Source organism: Streptomyces sp. NPDC031426 (genome assembly GCF_055581585.1).
Window position 1 is genome coordinate 1 of the sequence record NZ_JBVIJE010000009.1, and the last position, 18,206, is coordinate 18,206.

Consider the following 18,206-nt stretch of genomic DNA (forward strand, 5'->3'; position numbering starts at 1 on the left):
CGCCCCCCCCAGGCGTCTGGGGAGGGAGAATCGGGGAGGGGGGGGAACCCACCACACTCGTTCCTTTTTTTCCGCACCAGCCCAGGGGGGGGGGGGGGGGGGGTCCCCCCCCCCCCCCCCCCCACCACCCGCCGAAGCCGCCAGGGACACCGACCAGGGGGGACCCACGTATGTCCGACACCGCACGCGCCGCGCTCACGGACGCCCGCCTGTACCTGTGCACGGACGCGCGCACGCGCCAGGGCGACCTTCCCGAGTTCCTGGACGCGGTCCTGGCCGGCGGTGTCGACGTCGTGCAGCTGCGCGACAAGGGCATGGAAGCCGCCGAGGAGCTGGCGCACCTGGAGGTCTTCGCGGACGCCTGCGCCCGGCACGGCAGGCTTCTCGCGGTGAACGACCGCGCGGACGTCGCCCACGCCGCCCGCGCCGATGTGCTGCACCTCGGCCAGGGCGACCTGCCGGTCCCCGCGGCCCGCGCCATCCTCGGCGACGAGGTCCTGATCGGCCGCTCCACGCACGCCGAGTCCGAGGCCGCCGCGGCCGCCGTGCAGGAGGGCGTGGACTACTTCTGCACGGGGCCCTGCTGGCCCACCCCCACCAAGCCCGGCCGCCACGCCCCCGGCCTCGACCTGGTCCGGTACACGGCCGGCCTGGGCACCGACCGCCCCTGGTTCGCGATCGGCGGCATCGACCTCGGGAATCTCGACCAGGTGCTGGACGCGGGTGCCCGCCGGGTGGTCGTGGTCCGCGCGATCACCGAGGCCGACGACCCGGGAGCGGCCGCGGCCGAGTTCGCGAAGCGGCTGCGGCAGGGCTAGCGACCTGGCCCGTCGGCCCCTCTGTCCGGGTTTTCGTCCAAGGGGTGGACAGGAAGGCGACAATTAGGGCAATTCTTAGTCCTCCGGTTGGGGGACCGCCCGCCCCTGGCTAACCTGCCGGTATGGCCCTCGGAACCCCCTCCACCAGGACTGATCGCGCACGCACCGTGCGCGACATGCTCGCCTCCGGCAAGGCGACGTACTCGTTCGAGTTCTACGCGCCGAAGACTCCCCAGGGCGAGCGGAACCTGTGGAACGCGCTCAGGAGGGTCGAGGCCGTCGCCCCCGACTTCGTCTCCGTCACCTACGGCGCCGGCGGTACCACCCGCACGACCACGGTCCGGGAGACGCAGCAGATCGTCGTGGACACGACGCTCACGCCCGTCGCCCACCTCACCGCGGTCGACCACTCGATCGCCGAACTGCGGAACATCATCGGCCAGTATGCGGACGCCGGGATCCGCAACATGCTCGCCGTGCGGGGCGACCCGCCCGGCGACCCGATGGGCGAGTGGGTGCCGCACCCCCGGGGGCTGACGTACGCGGCCGAACTCGTCCGGCTCATCAAGGAGTCGGGCGACTTCTGTGTGGGAGTCGCCGCCTTCCCGGAGATGCACCCCCGTTCCGCGGACCGGGACACCGACGTCGCCCACTTCGTGGACAAGTGCCGTGCGGGTGCGGACTACGCCATCACACAGATGTTCTTCCACCCGGAGTCGTATCTGCGGCTGCGCGACCGCGTGGTGGCCGCGGGCTGCGAGACCCCCATCATCCCCGAGGTCCTGCCGGTCACCAGCGTGAAGATGCTGCAACGGGTGCCCAAGCTCAGCACCGCCCTGTTCCCGGACGCCCTGAAAGAGCGGATCCTCACAGCGCAGGACGATCCGGCGGCGGTACGCTCCATCGGTATCGACTTCGCCACGGAATTCTGCGCTCGGCTGCTCGCCGAGGGAGTGCCCGGACTGCACTTCATCACGCTGAACAACTCCACGGCGACCCTGGAAATCTACGAGAACCTGGGCCTGCACCACCCCCCGCAGGCCTAGACCGGCCGCACCGTGATACGACACACTGCGTAGCGGTCACTGGGAGAGGGGCGTACATGGGCTGGACGGTCCTCTACATCGCGTTCGGCATCGTCGCACTGTGGTTGCTGGGCGAGGTGCTGCTGCAGTACAAGGCGCGCCTGCGCTGGCGGCTGCTCGCGTTCGCCGGCTTCCTCGGCGTCGTGTTCGGCGTGCTGATGCCGTCCGTGATCGTGATCGGCATCGGTGCCATCGCCTTCGCGGTCGGCCAGACCTATGTCACGCTGTCGTTCCGCCGCGGCTTCGCTGCCGGCTGGGCGGTCAAGCGACCCGAGTCCGGGGACGAGGCCGAAGGCGGCAGCAAGCGCCGCCGCGGCAGGGCCGACCGGCACGACCCGGCGCTGGGCGGCCCCGACCAGGAGCAGCCCCTCGGCCCGGAGCACGACCGGGACGCCGACGAGGCCGGCTACGGCCAGGGGTACGGCGACTACGACGACCACGACCGCGACGACGTCTTCACCCCGGCCGGGGCTCAGGCCACCGCGGCCGAGAGCACCGCCGTCTACGAGCCCCAGCCGCTGCCCGAGGACACCGGCTCCTACGGCGTCTACGGCGACACCGCCTACGCGGGCGCCGCCCAGGCCACCGAGCAGCAGAACTACGCCTACGACTACTCCGGCTACGGCCAGCAGGGGTACGGCTACGACACCGGCGGCCAGCAGGGCTACGCCAACTACTCCGACCCGTACATCGGCAGCCAGTCCTACGGCGGCGCCTCGTACGACACCGGCTACTCCGGGCAGTACGACCAGCAGGGCTACGCCCAGGCCCCGTACGGCGGCGGCTACGGCGAGACCCCGGCGGGCGGGGTGTGGGTGCCGCAGCAGCGCACCGACGAGACCTACGGCGGCGAACTCCCGCAGGAGCAGCCGTACCCGTACGAGAACCAGGGGCACGGGCATGCCCAGCAGCCCGGTGCCGGGTACGACGAGCAGTACCGTTTCTGAGGCCGTTCCGCCGGCGAAGCCCGGCCACCCCGGCTCACTGGGAGCCGCGGAACTCCGGGCCCTCCACGATCAGCCCCGCGACCAGCGCGCCCGACATGCCCGCGTGCGGCAGGCCGCCGCCGGGGTGTGACCAGCCGCCGACCCGGTACAGACCGGGCAGCCGCGTGGTGTTCGACGGGTGCAGGAAGCGCCCCTGGCCGGCGGCCAGAGCGGGGGCCGGCACCGCGCCGAGGAAGGCGCCCGTCTCGTCGTCGGTGTGGTCGGGTGTGCGCACCTCGTGCCACAGGACGCGGTCCCGCAGGCCCGGTATCGCGGCCTCGGCGGCTTCGAGGAGATGCTCCGTGTACTGCCGGACCGTGCCCTCCTCGTCCCAGTCGGCGGCGCCCGGCACCACCGCGGACAGCACCACGGACTCGTGACCGTCGTCCGGTCTGAGCGCGGGGTCGTCCGGGCGCAGCACGGTCACCGTGGGCGCCGGCGGCTGGTCCCCGTCCGCCGCGGCCAGGAAGTCCAGCTCGGACTCCGGGTCCGGCGCATGGACGACCGTGCGATGTGCGGCACCGGCCTCGCGCCCGCCGCGCAGGGCCAGCAGCACGGCGAACCGCCCCGGACGGGTCGTGAACGGATCGGCCCGCACATCCCCGGTCCCGTCCAGCGGACGGTCCGTCAGCGCCTTCAGCCACGCCGGGTCCACGTCCGCCACGACATGGTCCGCCTCGGCCACCGTGCCGTCTCTCAGCTCCACGCCCGCGGCCCGGCCGTCCTTGACCAGGATGCGCAGGACCTCCGCGTCGAAGGCGAACTCCACCCGCCGCTTCACACACCGCTCGTACACCGCGCGCGCCAACTCCCGGATGCCGCCGCGCACATACCAGGTGCCGAAGGCGTGCTCCATGTAGGGCAGGACGGCCGCGCTCGCCGGAGTGGTCCGCGGATCGAGGCCGTGGGCGAGCACGGAACTCGCCAGCAGGGCCGCGAGGCGCTCGTCGCGCAGCTCCCAGGTGCCGATCTCGGAGAGCGTGCCGGCCCGCCGCGTGCGCAGCAGCCGCTTGTGCGGGACGGCCGGATACGGCTCCTGGTCGGCCAGCACCCGCCAGTTGGGCCACAGCGGCTCCTCCAGCAGGGGCCTGCGGGTGCGGTCCCAGGCCTCCCGGGCCCGCACCAGGAACTCGCCCCAGCGCTCGCCCGCGCCCCCGCCCAGCGCCTCGTCCAGTGCCGCGACCACGCCCGCGCGCGAGGCGTTCGGCAGCGACACCCCCGTGCCGTCCGCGAAGAGGTGCCGTGCGGACGGATCGACCTGGACCAGTTCGACGCAGTCCTCCAGGGGCTCCTTGCCGGTCTTGACGAACAGATCGCGGTACACGGCGGGCAGCGTCAGCAGGCCCGGGCCGGTGTCGAAGCCGAACCCGTCCCGCTCGAAGCGGCGCACCGCACCGCCGTACGTGTCCGTGCGCTCGTACACCACCACCCGGTGGCCCGCAACGGCCAGCCGGGCGGCGGCCGCCATCGCGCCCATCCCGGCGCCGATCACCGCAATCCGTGCCATGCCTGCGACTTTATCGACCGCCACTGACAATCCGGCCCGCGGGAGGCCGGGGCGCTCGCGGGGCACGGCCCGCGAGCGTGGGCACGCGTGCGCAGGGCTGAGTATCCGTACTCAGGTTGCGAGATGAGTATGCGCGCGGATGGGCCGCGACCTGTGCGGACGGGAGAGTGGAGACACGGCAAGGGGGCGCGGCCCGGCACCGCCGACACGGGGCGGCGGAACGGCGCCCGCCACCCTGCCGCTCCTTCCGCCGATCCGTCGGCGGAAGCGAGCCGGGGGACCCGGGGACGACCGCCCACGGGGGACCACAGGGGGAGTGCGGGGGAACGGGAGGCGCCGGTCCGGCAGCGGACCGGCGCCTTCCTCATGCGCTCAGCCCTTTCCGCTCACGCGTCCCTGGAGGAGCCGGGACAGGGCCGCGTGGACGTCGTCCAGGGACCGCTCCGGCTGGAAGGACTTCCAGTCCAGCGCGGCCACCAGGACCATGCCGACCAGCGCGGCCGCCGTCAGCTGGACATCGATCTCGTCGCTGAACTCGCCGGCCGCCACGCCCTCGCGCAGGACCCTCTCGACCACCGCGACGGCCTGCTGCCGGACCACCATCAGCGTGGACTGCCAGGCCCGGTTGGTGCGCCACAGCTCGGCCACGTACAGCTGGGTGAAGGCCGGATAGCGGTCGATGAAGGCCAGGCCCGCGCGGATCATCGCGTCCAGCGCGTCCACCTTGCCGCCGCCCGCCCGCGCGGTCTGCTCGGCCGCCTCCTGCAGAGAGGCGGTGAGCAGGCCCACCCCGTGCCGCAGCAGCTCCTCGAAGAGGACCGACTTGCTCGCGAAGTTGTAGTAGACCGTGCCCTTCGCGACCCCGGCCCGCTCCGCGATCTCGTCCACCGTGGTCGCGGAGAAGCCCTGCTCGGCGATGAGCGTGACGGCCGCCTCGTAGAGCTTCTGCCGGGTGGCCTCGCGGCGCGTGCTGCCGCCGGACCTGGCGCTGCTGCTTTCCATGGCCCTGATTCTCACAGGTACGCGCGCGTGCGGGGCCTCCCCCCGGTTCACAGGCTCAGTTCCGGGTGCAGCCGGTCGAGCGTCCACACCTGGCGGCGGCGGGCCGCGAGGGCGGTCAGCGCGAGCGCGCCCGCGGTGAAGGCGGCCAGCACTGCGCACGCCTGCCAGACCGGGCCCAGTCCGCCGCCGGTGATCAGCCGGCGCAGCGCCTCCACGATGTAGCTCATCGGCAGGAACGGGTGGATCGCGGTGAAGAAGCCCGGGCTGGTCTGCACGGGGTAGGTGCCGCCCGCCGAGGTCAGCTGGAGCATCAGCAGCGCGAGCACCAGGATCCGGCCGGCCGCGCCGAAGCGGGCGTTCAGCCACTGCACGATCGCCGCGAAGCAGGCCGTGACCAGGCACAGGAAGCCGATCGTGCCGGCCGCGCGGAACATCTGCAGACCGATCGCCCAGTGCAGTACGGCCATCAGCGCGGCCACCTGGAGCACACCCACGGCGACCACCGGCAGCCAGCCCGCGAGCGCGATCCGCCAGGCCGGCGAACCGGCCGCCAGGGCACGCCGGTTGAGCGGCGCGATCAGCATGTAGGCGACCATCGCGCCCACCCACAGGGACAGCGGGATGAAGTACGGGGCGAATCCGGTGCCGTAGTTCGGCGCCTTGTGCAGGTCGTGGGAGGCCAGCTGGACCGGGTCGGCCATCACACCGGTGCGCCGGTCGCGGTCCTTCTTGCCGTAGTCCGGGATCTTCCTGGCGCCGTCGTGCAGTCCGCCGGCGAGCTTCCCGGAGCCGTCGGAGAGCTTGTAGAGGCCGCCGTCCAGGGTCTGGGCGCCCGACGCGGCCGTGCCGATGCCCTGGTCCAGCGTGGTCGCGCCGGCCTGTGCGGTACCGAGCCCGGCGTGCAGCTTCTCGGCGCCGTCGGCGACCTTCTGGGCGCCGGCGTTCAGCCTGTCGATCTTCCGGACGGCGTCGTCGACGTCCTCGTAGAGGTGCGGTGCCCGCTCCTCGAGGGCCGCGGCCTGCTTCTGGAGGGTGCCGAGGTTGTCCCGCATCGTCTTCAGGTCGCCGTCCTGGTCCGCGATCAGCGTGTTGAGGTCGTCGGCGACGGTGGCTACCTCGGCGGCGGCCGTCCTGGCCCGCTTCAGCTGGGGGCAGTACGGATCGGGAATGGCCGCGGTCTCGCAGCGCGCCCGGTAGATCTCGTCCAGGACGGCGGAGTTCGTGTGGGCGGCCTTCGCGGCGCCCGGGGCGAGCTTCACCAGGACGTCGAGATTGTCCTTGACGGTCCTGGCCGAGTCGGCGACCAGCCGGGCGGTGTCCCCGATGGTCTTCTCGTTGTCCTTGAGGTAGGGGGCGGCCTGGCCGTAGACGCCGTCGACCTTGGCGGCGAGGGCCTGGGTGCCGTCGGCGACCCGGCGGGACCCGACCTGGAGGTCGCCGGCGCCCGTGTTCAGCTTCGTCAGGCCGCCGGCCAGTTTGCCGCTGCCGCTCTTGGCGTCCTTCAGCCCGTCGGCGAGGTCCTTGGAGCCCTTCTCCGCCTTCCCGATGCCGGAGTTCAGCCGGTCGGCGCCGTCGGCGGCCGTGACGGTCTTGTCGTGGATGCCGGAGAACGAGACGAAGATCTTGTCCAGGAAGGTGCGGGAGGCCTTGGCGGAGGCGGCCGAGCGGACCTCGTTGAAGACGGTCCGGGAGATCTGGCCGACGATGTAGTTGTTGGCGTCGTTGGTGCGCACCTGAAGGGCGCCGGTCTCGGGGGAGTTGCCCGAGCTGGAGGCGATCCGCCGGCTGAAGTCGGCCGGCATGGTCAGCGACAGGTAGTACGTGCCGTTCTCGACGCCCTCGCGGGCCGCCTCGTCGCTCACCTCGTGCCACTCGAAGGCGCGGCTGTCGCGCAGCCCGTCCACGATGTCGTCACCGGCGCTGATCCTCTTCCCGCCCGCGGTGGCGCCCTTGTCGTCGTTCACCAGGGCCACCGGGACGCGGTCGAGGCGGCCGTACGGGTCCCAGAAGGACCACAGGTACAGGGCGCCGTAGAGCAGCGGCAGCACGAGCAGCGCGACCAGGGCGGCACGCGGCAGCCGACCACGCCCGAAGCGCCTGAGTTCCAGCACGGCCAGCCTAGGCGAGCGCATCTACGTCCTCCTTCGGGTCGCTCTTCTCGGCGCTCTCGCCGTCGGTCTCGTCGCCCGTGCAGGACTCGGCTTCGGCGTTCTTCGCGTCGCCCGTGCCGGTCGTCGCGCCGGTGTCCTGTGGCCCCGTCGGTACGACGACGCAGTCGCCGGGGGCCGTGCGGCAGACGACCGCCACCGTCGTCCCCGCGCGCGTGAGCGAGCGCAGCAGCTCCCACAGTTCGCGGCGCTCGGCGTCCGAGAGCTTGGTGTCGAGGTCGTCGACGCCGAGCAGCCCCGGCCGGCCGAGCAGCGCCAGGGCGATGGACAGGCGCAGCTCCTGCGGCCGTTCCAGGTCGCGCACGGCCGTCCGGGAGCCCTTGGGCAGCGCCTCCAGGTCGAGTCCGGCGGCGGCCAGGGCCGCGTCGACGCGCAGCCGTGCCTCGTGCACGCGCTGGGTGCGAGGGCGCAGCAGTTCGCGCAGCGCGTCGCCGAAGCGGCTCTGCAGGAGGGCCCGTTCGCGCAGGTGCTCGCCGACGGTCAGGGCCGGCTCCAGGTCGGTCACCCCGGCCACGTTGGCCACCGCGCTGACCCGGCGCAGCCGGGCCAGGTGCCGGGGGAGCCGGAACCCGCCGACGGTGGCCGTTCCCTCGGTGGGCTTCATCCGTCCCGTGAGCGCGAGCAGCAGACATGTGCGCCCGGAGCCGGACGGTCCCTCGATCGCGATGAGTGAGCCGGGCTCCGCGTCGAGGGTGACACCCCGGAAGGCCCACCCCCGCGGCCCCTTGAGCCCGAGGCCCTCCGCCTTGACGTGCACGCCGTCCACAAGCCCCCCTGCGGCTTCGTGATTTTTGAACTGACTGGTCAGTGCAAAAGTACGCCCGAACCTACGATCGAAGCAAAACCCCAGGTCAGAACGGATTGTCAGTGCCATACCTCACGATGGGCACATACGGCACCCGTGCCGTCACCCAGACGACAGGAGGTTCGTCATGGCCAACCCGTCCGCAGCCGCCGCCCGCCGGCGCCGCGCCTCCGGCCCTGCCCCCTCACTGACCGCCCCGGCGAGCGACGTGCACCCCGTGCTCCGCCGGGCCACGGCCCCGCCCGCCGCCCTCGACCTGCTCGCCCAGGCCCGGGCCGCACTGGACGAGGCCACCGTCCTGGAAACGCCGAACGAGCGCTATGCGACGGCCCACCTCGCCGCCCTGCGCACCGCCGCCGCCGTGCTCGCCGCCCGCGGCCGCCCCGAGACCTCCCCGCGCCGCCGCGCCCGGATCCGCAGCGCCTGGGAGGTACTGCCCGAGATCGCCCCCGAACTGACCGAGTGGAGCGCACTGTTCGCCTCCGGCGCAGCCCGCCGGGCCCGTGCCGAGGCCGGCATCCAGGGCGCCGCGAGCCGCCGCGACGCCGACGACCTGATACGGGACGTGGCGATGTTCCTGCGCATTGTCGAGCGGATGCTCGTCCTCCAACCGGTCCTGCCCCAACCCCGCCAGGATCCCGGGGAACCGGACGGCCCGAGCGCGCGCGGTGAGCTTCCGGACGCGGGCTGACCACGGGAAGTCCGGCGTTCGAGACGCGCCCGGCCGTATCCGTCCGCGGTGACCGGCAGGGCGGCGCAGGCAATAGGGTGGAGTCGCCTGAAGCGATCCAGCCCTGCCGAGGAGTCAACTGCCGTGTCGGACCCGATGCGCCCCCGCGCCTCCCTGCGTACCGCCGTGGTCTGGGAGGTCCTCCAGGACGCCCTCGACCGCCGGGTCAAGGCCACGGGACGGGAGTCGCTGGACGTTCTCGACACCGGAGGCGGCAGCGGCAACTTCGCCGTTCCCGTCGCCCGGCTCGGCCACCGCGTCACCGTCGTCGACCCCAGCCCGAACGCGTTGTTCGCGCTGGAGCGCCGGGCCGCCGAGGCCGGCGTCGCCGAGCGGGTCCGCGGCGTCCAGGGCGATGCGCACGGCCTGTTCGACGTGGTCGAGCGCGACGGTTACGACGCCGTGCTGTGCCATGGCGTGCTGGAGTACGTGGACGACCCGGCCGAGGGCATCCGCAACGCCGTCGCCGCGCTGCGCTCCGAGGGCGTGCTCAGCCTGCTCGCCGCCGGCCTCGGCGGCGCCGTGCTCGCCCGCGCCCTCGCCGGCCACTTCACGGAGGCCCGGCAGGCGCTGCAGGACCCCGAGGGCCGCTGGGGTGCCGGCGACCCGATGCCGCGCCGGTTCACCGCCGAGCAGCTCACCGCGCTGGTCGAGGGCGCGGGCCTGACCGTCGGGGCCGTGCACGGCGTGCGGGTCTTCGCCGACCTGGTCCCCGGCGTGCTCGTGGACACCGAGCCCGGCGCCCTGGACGCGCTCCTGAAGCTGGAGGCCGCCGCGGCCGAGCTGCCCGCGTTCCACTCCGTCGCGACCCAGCTGCACGTGCTCGGTGAGACGCCGGGTGCCGCCGAGGGCTGAGCGGACTGCCGTGACCCGCCGCTGATCAGGGCCTTGGCAGCGGATGGAGTACGCCACAAGACCCCCGATCGAGGGGTTTGCGCCGTATGATCGAGGTACACCGCCCGGCATGACGGGTCGGCCGCCGGGGAATGGAAGCCTCAGCGAGCCGGGACGGCCATGACGGATTCCGGTTGGCCAATTGGCGTAGAGGGGCGGGTTTCACGGGGGCGATTCCCTGCCTATCCTGAAGGGACCCCCCGGGTCGCCCCGGCGACTGCACGATGAGGAGGACTCCGTGCCGCTCTCGGAGCACGAGCAGCGCATGCTCGAGCAAATGGAGCGAGCGCTGTACGCCGAAGATCCCAAGTTCGCGTCGGCGCTTGAGGGAAGCGGGCTGCGTACGTACACCCGGCGGCGGGTCTACCAGGCGGTCGCAGGCTTCCTCGTGGGTATCGCGCTCCTCATGGCCGGAATGGTCGCGCAGCTGATCTGGGTCAGCGTGGTGGGTTTCCTCGTCATGCTGGGCTGTGCCGTGCTCGCCGTCACCGGCTGGCGCAAGGCGCCCAAGCCGGGCGAGCAGCCCGCGGGTGCCGCTCGTCGCCAGGTGCGGCCGAAGCGCTCCATGATGGATCGCATCGAAGAGCGCTGGCAGCGCCGCCGGGACGAACACGGCCATTAGCCGACCGACGGTTTTCCCGGAGTTCCCCGGACACCGACAGACACCATGTGAGGGGCGACCACCAGCGGTGGTCGCCCCTCACACATGCTCTCAGCCCTGCTGCTGCGACGGCCGGCGCAGCCGGCCGGGCCGGGCCCCCGCCACCCGCGCCCTGAGCGCCGACCAGCGGGCCGACACCGCCCACAGCACCCGCACCGAGGAGCGGGGCAGGAACAGCGCCCGCAGCCGGGTGCCGGTGCTCGCCGTGCCGCGCAGCCCCTCGATCACCCGGCGCACATCCGCCGCCGTACCCGCCGCCGGGCGCGGCCGGGGCGCGTACAGCACCTGCTCCACCGCGTCCGCGACCCGCTGCACCGCTCCACCGGTCGCCTGGTCCAGCCGCCCGAGCTCGACGACCCGGGCGGCCGCCCGGCGCGGGGTCAGCGACTCGTCCGGCGCGATGCCGTGATCCCAGGCGCTGTCCGTCAACTCCTGCCAGGCCGCCAAGGCGTGCGCGGCCGCGCCCTGCTCGGTCCGGGCGTGCCCGCCGAGCCGCACCGAGCGCACCCGCGTCCGCCACAGCAGCGGCGACAGCGGAATCGCCAGGACCACCAGCGCGGCCAGGCCGATCAGGGCATACCGCCACGGGCCCGGGCCCCCGCCGCCGCTGTGCGGGGCCGCCACGGCGGACCCGGTGTCACAACCCTGGAGCCTGACCACATCGTGCCCGCAGCTCTGGCTCGGCGAGGCCGCCGCCGAGGGTGCCGTGGAGGACTGGTGCGACGGCAGGGTCTGGTCCGGCAGCGAGCTGCCGGGCGTGTCCGCCTGGGTGTACGACGGCGTGGTGCCGCGGGTCGGGGTCGGCTCGAAGCGGGTCCAGCCCACACCCTCGAAGTACAGCTCGGGCCAAGCGTGCGCGTCCTTCTGGTTCACCGCCACCGTGCCGTCGGGCTGTGGGGTACCGGGCGCGAAGCCCACCGCGACCCGGGCCGGGATGCCCAGGGTGCGGGCCATCGCCGCCATCGCGAAGGAGAAGTGGACGCAGAAGCCCTGCTTCTTCTTCAGGAAGGTCGCGATGGCGTCGGGGCCGCGGCCGACCTCGACCTGGGTGTCGTACTGGAAGCCGCCCGTCACGGCGAAGTAGTCCTGGAGTTTGACGGCCTCCTCGTAGTGGCTGTGCGCGCCCGCCGTGATCTCCTTGGCGGTCCTGGCCACGACCGTCGGCACCGAGGACGGCACCTTCGTGTACTCGCGCTTCAGGGCCGTCGGCGGCTCCGGCGCGGTGGACAGCTGCTCCGCGGTCGGCTGCACGTCCAGACTGGTGATCTGGTAGGTCTCGCCACGCGTGGTCTGGCCGTGGTCGCCGACCAGGGTCATGCCGACCGGCTCGTAGCGCCAGCGGCCGCCGATCTGCACACCGCTCGGCGGGTACGGCATCGGCAGCCAGTCCTGGGCGTACCAGTCCGACGCCGAGACCGTCGTCGTCACCGTGCCGCGCTTGACGTCCGGGGCGAGGCCGATGGGCGTCGGGAACTTGTCCGGTACGCCGACGATGTGCCGCTGGGCCGGCTTCCAGGTGGTGCCGTCGAAGTCGTCCAGGGACACTATCCGCAGATACAGGTCCGAGATGTCGTTCGTGCTGGTCTTCAGGGACAGCACCTGGCGGTCGTTGTTCGTGTTCAGGCTGTCGCGCAGGGACACCAGCGGATTGACCGCGGAGATCGTGCCGCCGTTGCCGTCGCCCACTCCCACGCCCGTACCGGCGGCGTCCAGCAGGCCTCCCTGCATCGCGGGCAGGGCGAGCGGCACCACCAGGGCCGCACCGAGCGCGACTGCGCCGATCCGGCGTCCGGTCCGCACCGGGGCCATCGCGCTGGCCTCCGGGGAGCCCTGCGTAGGGGGAGCGCCGCCGAAGACCCGGCCCCACTGCGCCAGCCGGTCCCGGCCCTCCGCGAGCAGCAGCATCAGATAGCCGGCCGCCGCCACCAGGAACCACAGCCAGTCGGCGCCGCCGTCGGACAGCCCGGCGGCCACCGAGTACAGCGCGAGCAGCGGCAGCCCGGCCGGGGCCGCACTGCGGAAGGTCACCGCGAGCGTGTCCACCAGCAGGCCGATCAGCAGCACGCCGCCGATCAGCATCAGCTTGATGCCGTCGGTCAGCGGCGCCGGTATCGCGTACTCGCTGACGTCGGTCGAGCCCTGCTGGAGCAGGTCGGCGAAGTGCCGGAAGGCGTCCGGGCCGGGGATCAGCCCGATGACCGCGTACTCCCGCGCGAAGACCAGGGTCAGCAGCACCAGGGTGACCAGCGCCTGCGCCAGCACGGTCAGCGGCCGGGCCAGCGGCACCCGGCGGGCCGCCGCGCCCACCCCGGTCTGCACGGCCACCAGCGGGACCAGCTGGAGCAGCCAGGTCGGCTCGGCCACCAGAGGCAGCAGCGCACAGGAGGCCATCAGCGTGGCCGCGGCCGCGCACAGCGCCAGTCGTGCCCGACCGCTCATCGCGTCGCCTCCCCGCCCACCGCGGCCAGGCCCGAGCGCTCCCGGTCCGCCTGCTGCCACAGCCCGTTCAGCGCCGTGCCGCGGGGCACGCTCAGCGCCGTCCAGCCCGCCTCGCGCAGCATCCGCAGCCGCTCGGCGTGCCGGTCGCCGGGCCGCGGCACATCGGTCGCCTCCCGCACCCAGGTGTCCGGGTCCAGTACGAAGGCGACGGCGCCGCCGCTGCGCCGGCTCATCTTCGCGACCGTCGTGGCCTGCTCCTCGTCCAGGTCGCCGAGGAAGGCGATCAGCAGTCCCTCGTTGCCGCCGCGCAGCACGTCGTACGCCCGCGACAGGCCCGTGCCGTCGGAGTGGTCGATCACCGCGAGGGTGTCCATCATCAGTCCGGCCGCCTCCGCGGTCTCCTGGCCGGCGCCCGCGAACCCGTCGGCGCCCTCGCCGGGCACCACACTGCCGCTGTCGGTCAGCAGCCGTACCGAGAAGCCGCGTTCGAGCATGTGCACCAGCACCGAGGCCGCGCCGGAGACGGCCCACTCGAAGGCCGAGTCGGGGCCCGCGCCCTCATAGGCACCGCCCCGGGTGTCCAGCAGGACCGTGCAGCGCGAGCGCCGGGGCTGCTCCTCGCGCCGCACCATCAACTCGCCGTAGCGCGCGGTGGACCGCCAGTGCACCCGGCGCAGATCGTCGCCGTAGCGGTAGCCGCGCGGGATCACGTCGTCCTCGCCGGCCAGGGCCAGCGAGCGCTGCCGCCCGTCGCCGTACCCCTTGGCCTCGCCGCTGAAGTGGACCGGGGCGAGCGGCTCCACGCGCGGGATGACCGTGAGGGTGTCGAACGTCGAGAAGGAACGGGTGAGTTCGCACATTCCGAAGGGGTCCGTGAGCCGCAGCTGCAGCGGGCCCAGCGGATAGCGGCCGCGCAGGTCGGAGCGGACCCGGTAGGACACCTCGCGGCGGCCGCCCGGCTCCACCCGGTCCAGCACGAACCTCGGGCGCGGCCCGAGGACGTACGGCACCCGGTCCTGGAGCATCAGCAGGCCGGTGGGCAGCCGGGAGACGTTGTCCATCCGCAGGTGCACCCGGGCCTCGCTGCCGGCCGGCACGCGCGCGGGGGAGAGCCGACGGGTGCCCGCCACCCGGTAGCGCGTGCGGTACACCACGGTCGCACAGGTCAGGGGCAGTGCGGCCAGCAGCAGGCCGACCCGCAGCAGATCGCTCTGGCCCAGGACGTACGCGCAGATCGCGGCCGCGACACCGGCCGCCAGGAAGGAACGGCCGCGGGTGGTCAGCCCCGCCAGGGCCGTACGGATGCCGCCGGACTCGCCGCGGTCGGCCTCCGCCTGCCCCGTCCCCCCAGTGCTCATCACAGACTCCGCGGAGGCTGCTGGGGATACGCCGGAACGCCACGGCCGAGTCCGCCGAAGTCGCCCTGCTGCCCCGGCGCGGCGGGCACCGGGGTGTGCTGCAGGATCTCCTGCACGACCTGCTCGGCGGTACGGCGGTTCAGCTGGGCCTGGGCGGTGGGCAGCAGACGGTGCGCGAGGACGGCGACGGCGAGTGCCTGGACGTCGTCCGGAAGCGCGAACTCCCGGCCGGCGAGGGCCGCGGACGCCTTGGCCGCCCGCAGCAGATGCAGCGTCGCGCGCGGGGAGGCGCCGAGTCTGAGGTCGGGGTGGGTGCGGGTGGCGGCGACCAGTTCCACCGCGTACCGCCGGACCGGCTCGGCGACATACACCCCGCGCACGGCCTCGATCAGCTTCACGATCTCGTGCGCGTGCGCCACCGGCTGCAGGTCCTCCAGCGGGCTCACCCCGCCGTGGATGTCCAGCATCTGCAACTCGGCCTCCACGCTCGGGTAGCCGACGGAGACGCGGGCCATGAAACGGTCGCGCTGGGCCTCGGGCAGCGGGTAGGTGCCCTCCATCTCGACCGGGTTCTGCGTGGCCACCACCATGAAGGGGCTGGGCAGTTCATACGTCTGCCCGTCGATGGTGACCTGGCGCTCCTCCATGGACTCCAGCAGCGCCGACTGGGTCTTGGGCGAGGCGCGGTTGATCTCGTCACCGATCACGATCTGCGCGAAGATGGCGCCCGGCTTGAACTCGAAGTCCCGGCGCTGCTGGTCCCAGATGGACACACCGGTGATGTCCGAGGGCAGCAGGTCGGGCGTGAACTGGATGCGCCGCACCGAGCAGTCGATGGACCGCGCCAGCGCCTTGGCCAGCATCGTCTTGCCCACTCCGGGGACGTCCTCGATCAGCAGGTGGCCCTCGGCGAGCAGCACGGTCAGCGCGAGCCGTACGACCTCGGGCTTGCCCTCGATCACGCCCTCCACCGAACCGCGTACCCGCTCCACCGTGGCGGTCAGATCTGTGAGGCTCGCTCGATCGTCATAGGTCGTCACCCGGCCCTCCTCGGCCCGTTCTTTCCGGGCCGACGCTACGTGCGAAACCGGCCCACCCCGAAACACGGACACCACGCGGGAAAAGTTCCGCGCGACGCCACACCCCGCATTCTTGCCGCCGTTACCGATTCGTGTCACTCGCCTGTGGACAACTGCCCGCAGGATGTCGGCCTTACGACTTTTTCGACCACATCTTCGATACGGCGATACGGCGATGGCGGGATGCTTCCGGGGCGGCCGGCCGGTCTGCCGGTCAGGCCGGGTCGACCTCGCGCAGCAGACCGGTGCGCACGTCGAACACGAAACCGCGCACGTCGCCGGTGTGCAGCAGGAAGGGCGAGGTGCGCACGCGCTGCATGGACTGGCGTACGTCCTGGTCGACGTCCCGGAAGGCCTCGACCGCCCAGGCCGGCCGCTGGCCGACCTCCATCTCCAGGTCGTGCCGGAAGTCCTCGGTGATGGTCTCCATGCCGCATCCGGTGTGGTGGATGAGCACGACGCTGCGGGTGCCGAGCGCCCGCTGGCTGATGGTCAGGGAGCGGATCACGTCGTCGGTGACGACACCGCCCGCGTTGCGGATGGTGTGACAGTCGCCGAGCTGCAGGCCGAGCGCCGAGTGCAGGTCGAGACGCGCGTCCATACAGGCCACGACCGCGACCTTGAGTACGGGACGGGCGTCCATCCCGGGGTCGGTGAACTCGGCGGCGTACGTCTGGTTGGACTCGACAAGGCGGTCGGTCACGGTGCCAGCGTCGGTTATGGCGCCTTCGGATCCAGTGGGCACTGCTGCGGAAGTCGTCATACCCATGACGTTACTGGTCACCCCCGGTCCCGTCCTCCTGTGAGAGCGGGACAAAAAACGTCATCGCGCCTTGTTGTGAGCTACCCCACAGGGGGGCAAACCTCCCCCGGACGGGTGAATCCCGTCGAATTGCGGCTCCCGTCGCGATGCGGTAGGCGACGCGCAGGCCGGTTGATTGACCGCGAGACAGGGTGGACTAAAGTGACGCGAAGCGGGAGGCGTGGCTCTCCCTGCTGGTAAAACCCCGGAGACCCCGGCTCACCCCGGACCGTCTCCCCACGTGCGCGGCGCGTACGTACGGCTCGGCCTCCTCCCGCTCCCGGTCCGGCTGACGCTTCCGGCGCCGGCAGGCCTCCCCTACACGAGCTGGCGGGGACCCGGCGGTGCGTGCGGGCCCGCCGGAAGATGAGAGGCCCCCTTGAGCCAGAGTCGACACGTCCCGGTGATGCTCCAGCGGTGCCTGGACCTGCTGGCGCCCGCCCTGGAGCGCCCGGGAGCGGTAGTCGTCGACTGCACCCTCGGCCTCGGCGGACACAGCGAGGCGCTGCTGACCCGGTTCCCGGAGGCGCGGCTGATCGGCCTCGACCGGGACAAGGAGGCGCTGCGCCTGTCGGGCGAGCGGCTGGCGCCCTACGGTGAGCGCGCCACCCTGGTGCACGCCGTCTACGACGAGCTGCCCGACGTACTGCACAAGCTCCGCATCGCGCGCGTGCAGGGCGTTCTGTTCGACCTCGGGGTCTCCTCCATGCAGCTGGACGAGGCCGACCGCGGCTTCGCCTACGCGCAGGACGCGCCGCTGGACATGCGGATGGACCAGACGACCGGCATCAGCGCCGCCGAGGTCCTGAACACCTACCCGGCGGGCGAACTGGTACGGATCCTGCGGGCGTACGGCGAGGAGAAGCAGGCCAAGCGGATCGTGGCCGCGATCGTGCGCGAGCGCGAGAAGGAGCCGTTCAGCAACAGCGCGCGGCTGGTCGAGCTGATCCGTGACGCTCTGCCGCAGGCCGCCAAGCGCACCGGCGGCAATCCCGCCAAGCGCACCTTCCAGGCGCTGCGCATCGAGGTCAACGGTGAGCTGTCCGTCCTGGAGCGGGCGATCCCGGCGGCGGTGAAGGCCCTGGACGTCGGCGGGCGCATCGCCGTCCTCTCGTACCACTCGTTGGAGGACCGCCTGGTCAAGCAGGTCTTCACGGCCGGCGCGGCCTCCACCGCGCCGCCCGGGCTGCCGGTGGTGCCCGAGCGCTACCAGCCGCGGCTCAAGCTGCTCACCCGGGGTGCCGAACTTCCCACCGAGGAAGAGGTCGCCGAGAACCGCCGGGCCGCACCGGCCAGGTTGCGCGGCGCCGAACGCATCAGGGAGGACGCCGAGTGACCGAGACGGGTCGGTTGGATTCCCGAACCCACTGGGAGACTCACGGGGATGCCCGGTCTCACCAGGGGCGTCAGGGACATTCCCGAACTCGCCAGGCGGGTCGCGTGGCTTCCCGCAGGTACCGCGCGGCTCGCGTGCTTCGCCGGGCCCCCCAGGACAGCCACGAGGATCTTCGGCCGCACCGGGGGACCGACGAGGCATCCCGGACTCGCGGGGCTTCCACGTCTCGCCCGGAGCGCCGAGCGGAGTCCGCAACGCACCGGGCTCGCCGTGCGGTTCTCGGGACTCGCCGGGAGTGCCGCGGGGGTCCCAGGTCCCGCCTGGAGTGCCGCGAGGGTCCCAGGTCTCGCCTGGAGTGCCGAGTGGACTTCGGAACGCGCCGGGCTCGCGGTGTGGACCTTGGGACTTGCTGGGAGTGGTGCGGGGACCCCGCAACGCGCTGGGATCACCACGCGGACCTCGGGACTCGCGGGGAGCGGGGCCGGGGTTCCCGGAGCCGCCGGAAGCGCCGCGCGGACCTCGGGACGTGCCGGGAG

Annotated in this window: 15 protein-coding genes; 7 read left to right on the forward strand and 8 right to left on the reverse strand. The window is 72.8% G+C overall.

Translation table 11 applies throughout. The features are described 5' to 3' along the window. The first annotated feature begins 170 nt into the window (after nucleotides 1–170). The 3 genes from thiE (at nucleotide 171) to ACZ5NH_RS19920 (ending at nucleotide 2,850) form a co-directional block, all read left to right on the forward strand. Nucleotides 171–818 carry a thiamine phosphate synthase gene (thiE, locus tag ACZ5NH_RS19910; protein WP_450980699.1) on the forward strand — a complete coding sequence of 216 codons (648 nt, stop codon included), beginning with the start codon at nucleotides 171–173 and terminating at the stop codon, nucleotides 816–818. Between the two features lie 122 nt (nucleotides 819–940). Beyond that, nucleotides 941–1,864 carry a methylenetetrahydrofolate reductase [NAD(P)H] gene (gene metF, locus ACZ5NH_RS19915; protein WP_468776964.1) on the forward strand — a complete coding sequence of 308 codons (924 nt, stop codon included), beginning with the start codon at nucleotides 941–943 and terminating at the stop codon, nucleotides 1,862–1,864. 56 nt (nucleotides 1,865–1,920) lie between these two features. Next, the gene (locus tag ACZ5NH_RS19920) at nucleotides 1,921–2,850 is read left to right on the forward strand and encodes an SCO2102 family sporulation regulator (RefSeq protein WP_468776966.1); all 930 of its coding nucleotides are present in this window, start codon (nucleotides 1,921–1,923) and stop codon (nucleotides 2,848–2,850) included. Between the two features lie 34 nt (nucleotides 2,851–2,884). On the opposite strand, the gene ACZ5NH_RS19925 is transcribed toward ACZ5NH_RS19920, so the two are convergent. From ACZ5NH_RS19925 to ACZ5NH_RS19940, 4 genes are all read right to left on the reverse strand, one after another. Then, complete coding sequence (locus ACZ5NH_RS19925) at nucleotides 2,885–4,396, reverse strand: phytoene desaturase family protein (protein WP_388621477.1); 1,512 nt, start codon at nucleotides 4,394–4,396, stop codon at nucleotides 2,885–2,887. Nucleotides 4,397–4,768: 372 nt separating this feature from the next. Next, nucleotides 4,769–5,398, reverse strand: coding sequence for a TetR/AcrR family transcriptional regulator (locus tag ACZ5NH_RS19930; RefSeq protein WP_388621475.1), 630 nt, complete (start codon nucleotides 5,396–5,398; stop codon nucleotides 4,769–4,771). A 47-nt stretch (nucleotides 5,399–5,445) separates the two neighbouring features. Beyond that, on the reverse strand, nucleotides 5,446–7,530 hold the full coding sequence (locus ACZ5NH_RS19935; protein ID WP_468776968.1) for a YhgE/Pip family protein: 2,085 nt from the start codon (nucleotides 7,528–7,530) through the stop codon (nucleotides 5,446–5,448). Continuing rightward, on the reverse strand, nucleotides 7,517–8,332 hold the full coding sequence (locus ACZ5NH_RS19940) for an ATP-binding cassette domain-containing protein (RefSeq protein WP_468776970.1): 816 nt from the start codon (nucleotides 8,330–8,332) through the stop codon (nucleotides 7,517–7,519). The genes ACZ5NH_RS19935 and ACZ5NH_RS19940 overlap by 14 nt, the downstream gene beginning before the upstream one ends. Nucleotides 8,333–8,498: 166 nt before the next feature. Here ACZ5NH_RS19940 and ACZ5NH_RS19945 point away from each other — a divergent pair, with 166 nt between their 5' ends. The 3 genes from ACZ5NH_RS19945 to ACZ5NH_RS19955 all read left to right on the forward strand — a co-directional run bounded on the left by ACZ5NH_RS19945 (nucleotide 8,499) and on the right by ACZ5NH_RS19955 (nucleotide 10,617). Further along, complete coding sequence (locus tag ACZ5NH_RS19945) at nucleotides 8,499–9,062, forward strand: SAV_6107 family HEPN domain-containing protein (protein WP_468776972.1); 564 nt, start codon at nucleotides 8,499–8,501, stop codon at nucleotides 9,060–9,062. A gap of 123 nt (nucleotides 9,063–9,185) precedes the next feature. Further along, complete coding sequence (locus tag ACZ5NH_RS19950) at nucleotides 9,186–9,956, forward strand: methyltransferase (protein WP_451556438.1); 771 nt, start codon at nucleotides 9,186–9,188, stop codon at nucleotides 9,954–9,956. Between the two features lie 277 nt (nucleotides 9,957–10,233). Next, nucleotides 10,234–10,617: a DUF3040 domain-containing protein gene (locus ACZ5NH_RS19955; protein ID WP_388621466.1), complete on the forward strand. Its 384-nt coding sequence runs from the start codon at nucleotides 10,234–10,236 to the stop codon at nucleotides 10,615–10,617. Nucleotides 10,618–10,707: 90 nt separating this feature from the next. On the opposite strand, the gene ACZ5NH_RS19960 is transcribed toward ACZ5NH_RS19955, so the two are convergent. From ACZ5NH_RS19960 to ACZ5NH_RS19975, 4 genes are all read right to left on the reverse strand, one after another. Next, nucleotides 10,708–13,095, reverse strand: a complete 2,388-nt coding sequence (locus ACZ5NH_RS19960; RefSeq protein ID WP_468776974.1) for a transglutaminase TgpA family protein — start codon at nucleotides 13,093–13,095, stop codon at nucleotides 10,708–10,710. Next, nucleotides 13,092–14,453 carry a DUF58 domain-containing protein gene (locus tag ACZ5NH_RS19965; RefSeq protein ID WP_468776976.1) on the reverse strand — a complete coding sequence of 454 codons (1,362 nt, stop codon included), beginning with the start codon at nucleotides 14,451–14,453 and terminating at the stop codon, nucleotides 13,092–13,094. Before ACZ5NH_RS19965 ends, ACZ5NH_RS19960 begins: the two co-directional genes overlap by 4 nt. After that, the gene (locus ACZ5NH_RS19970) at nucleotides 14,453–15,493 is read right to left on the reverse strand and encodes an AAA family ATPase (RefSeq protein ID WP_468776978.1); all 1,041 of its coding nucleotides are present in this window, start codon (nucleotides 15,491–15,493) and stop codon (nucleotides 14,453–14,455) included. Before ACZ5NH_RS19970 ends, ACZ5NH_RS19965 begins: the two co-directional genes overlap by 1 nt. Before the next feature lie 253 nt (nucleotides 15,494–15,746). After that, nucleotides 15,747–16,295 (reverse strand): beta-class carbonic anhydrase, encoded by a 549-nt coding sequence (locus tag ACZ5NH_RS19975; RefSeq protein WP_468776980.1) that lies wholly within the window; start codon nucleotides 16,293–16,295, stop codon nucleotides 15,747–15,749. A 418-nt stretch (nucleotides 16,296–16,713) separates the two neighbouring features. On the opposite strand from ACZ5NH_RS19975, the gene rsmH reads away from it, so the two are divergent. After that, complete coding sequence (gene rsmH / locus ACZ5NH_RS19980) at nucleotides 16,714–17,670, forward strand: 16S rRNA (cytosine(1402)-N(4))-methyltransferase RsmH (protein WP_468776982.1); 957 nt, start codon at nucleotides 16,714–16,716, stop codon at nucleotides 17,668–17,670. Nucleotides 17,671–18,206 lie beyond the last annotated feature (536 nt).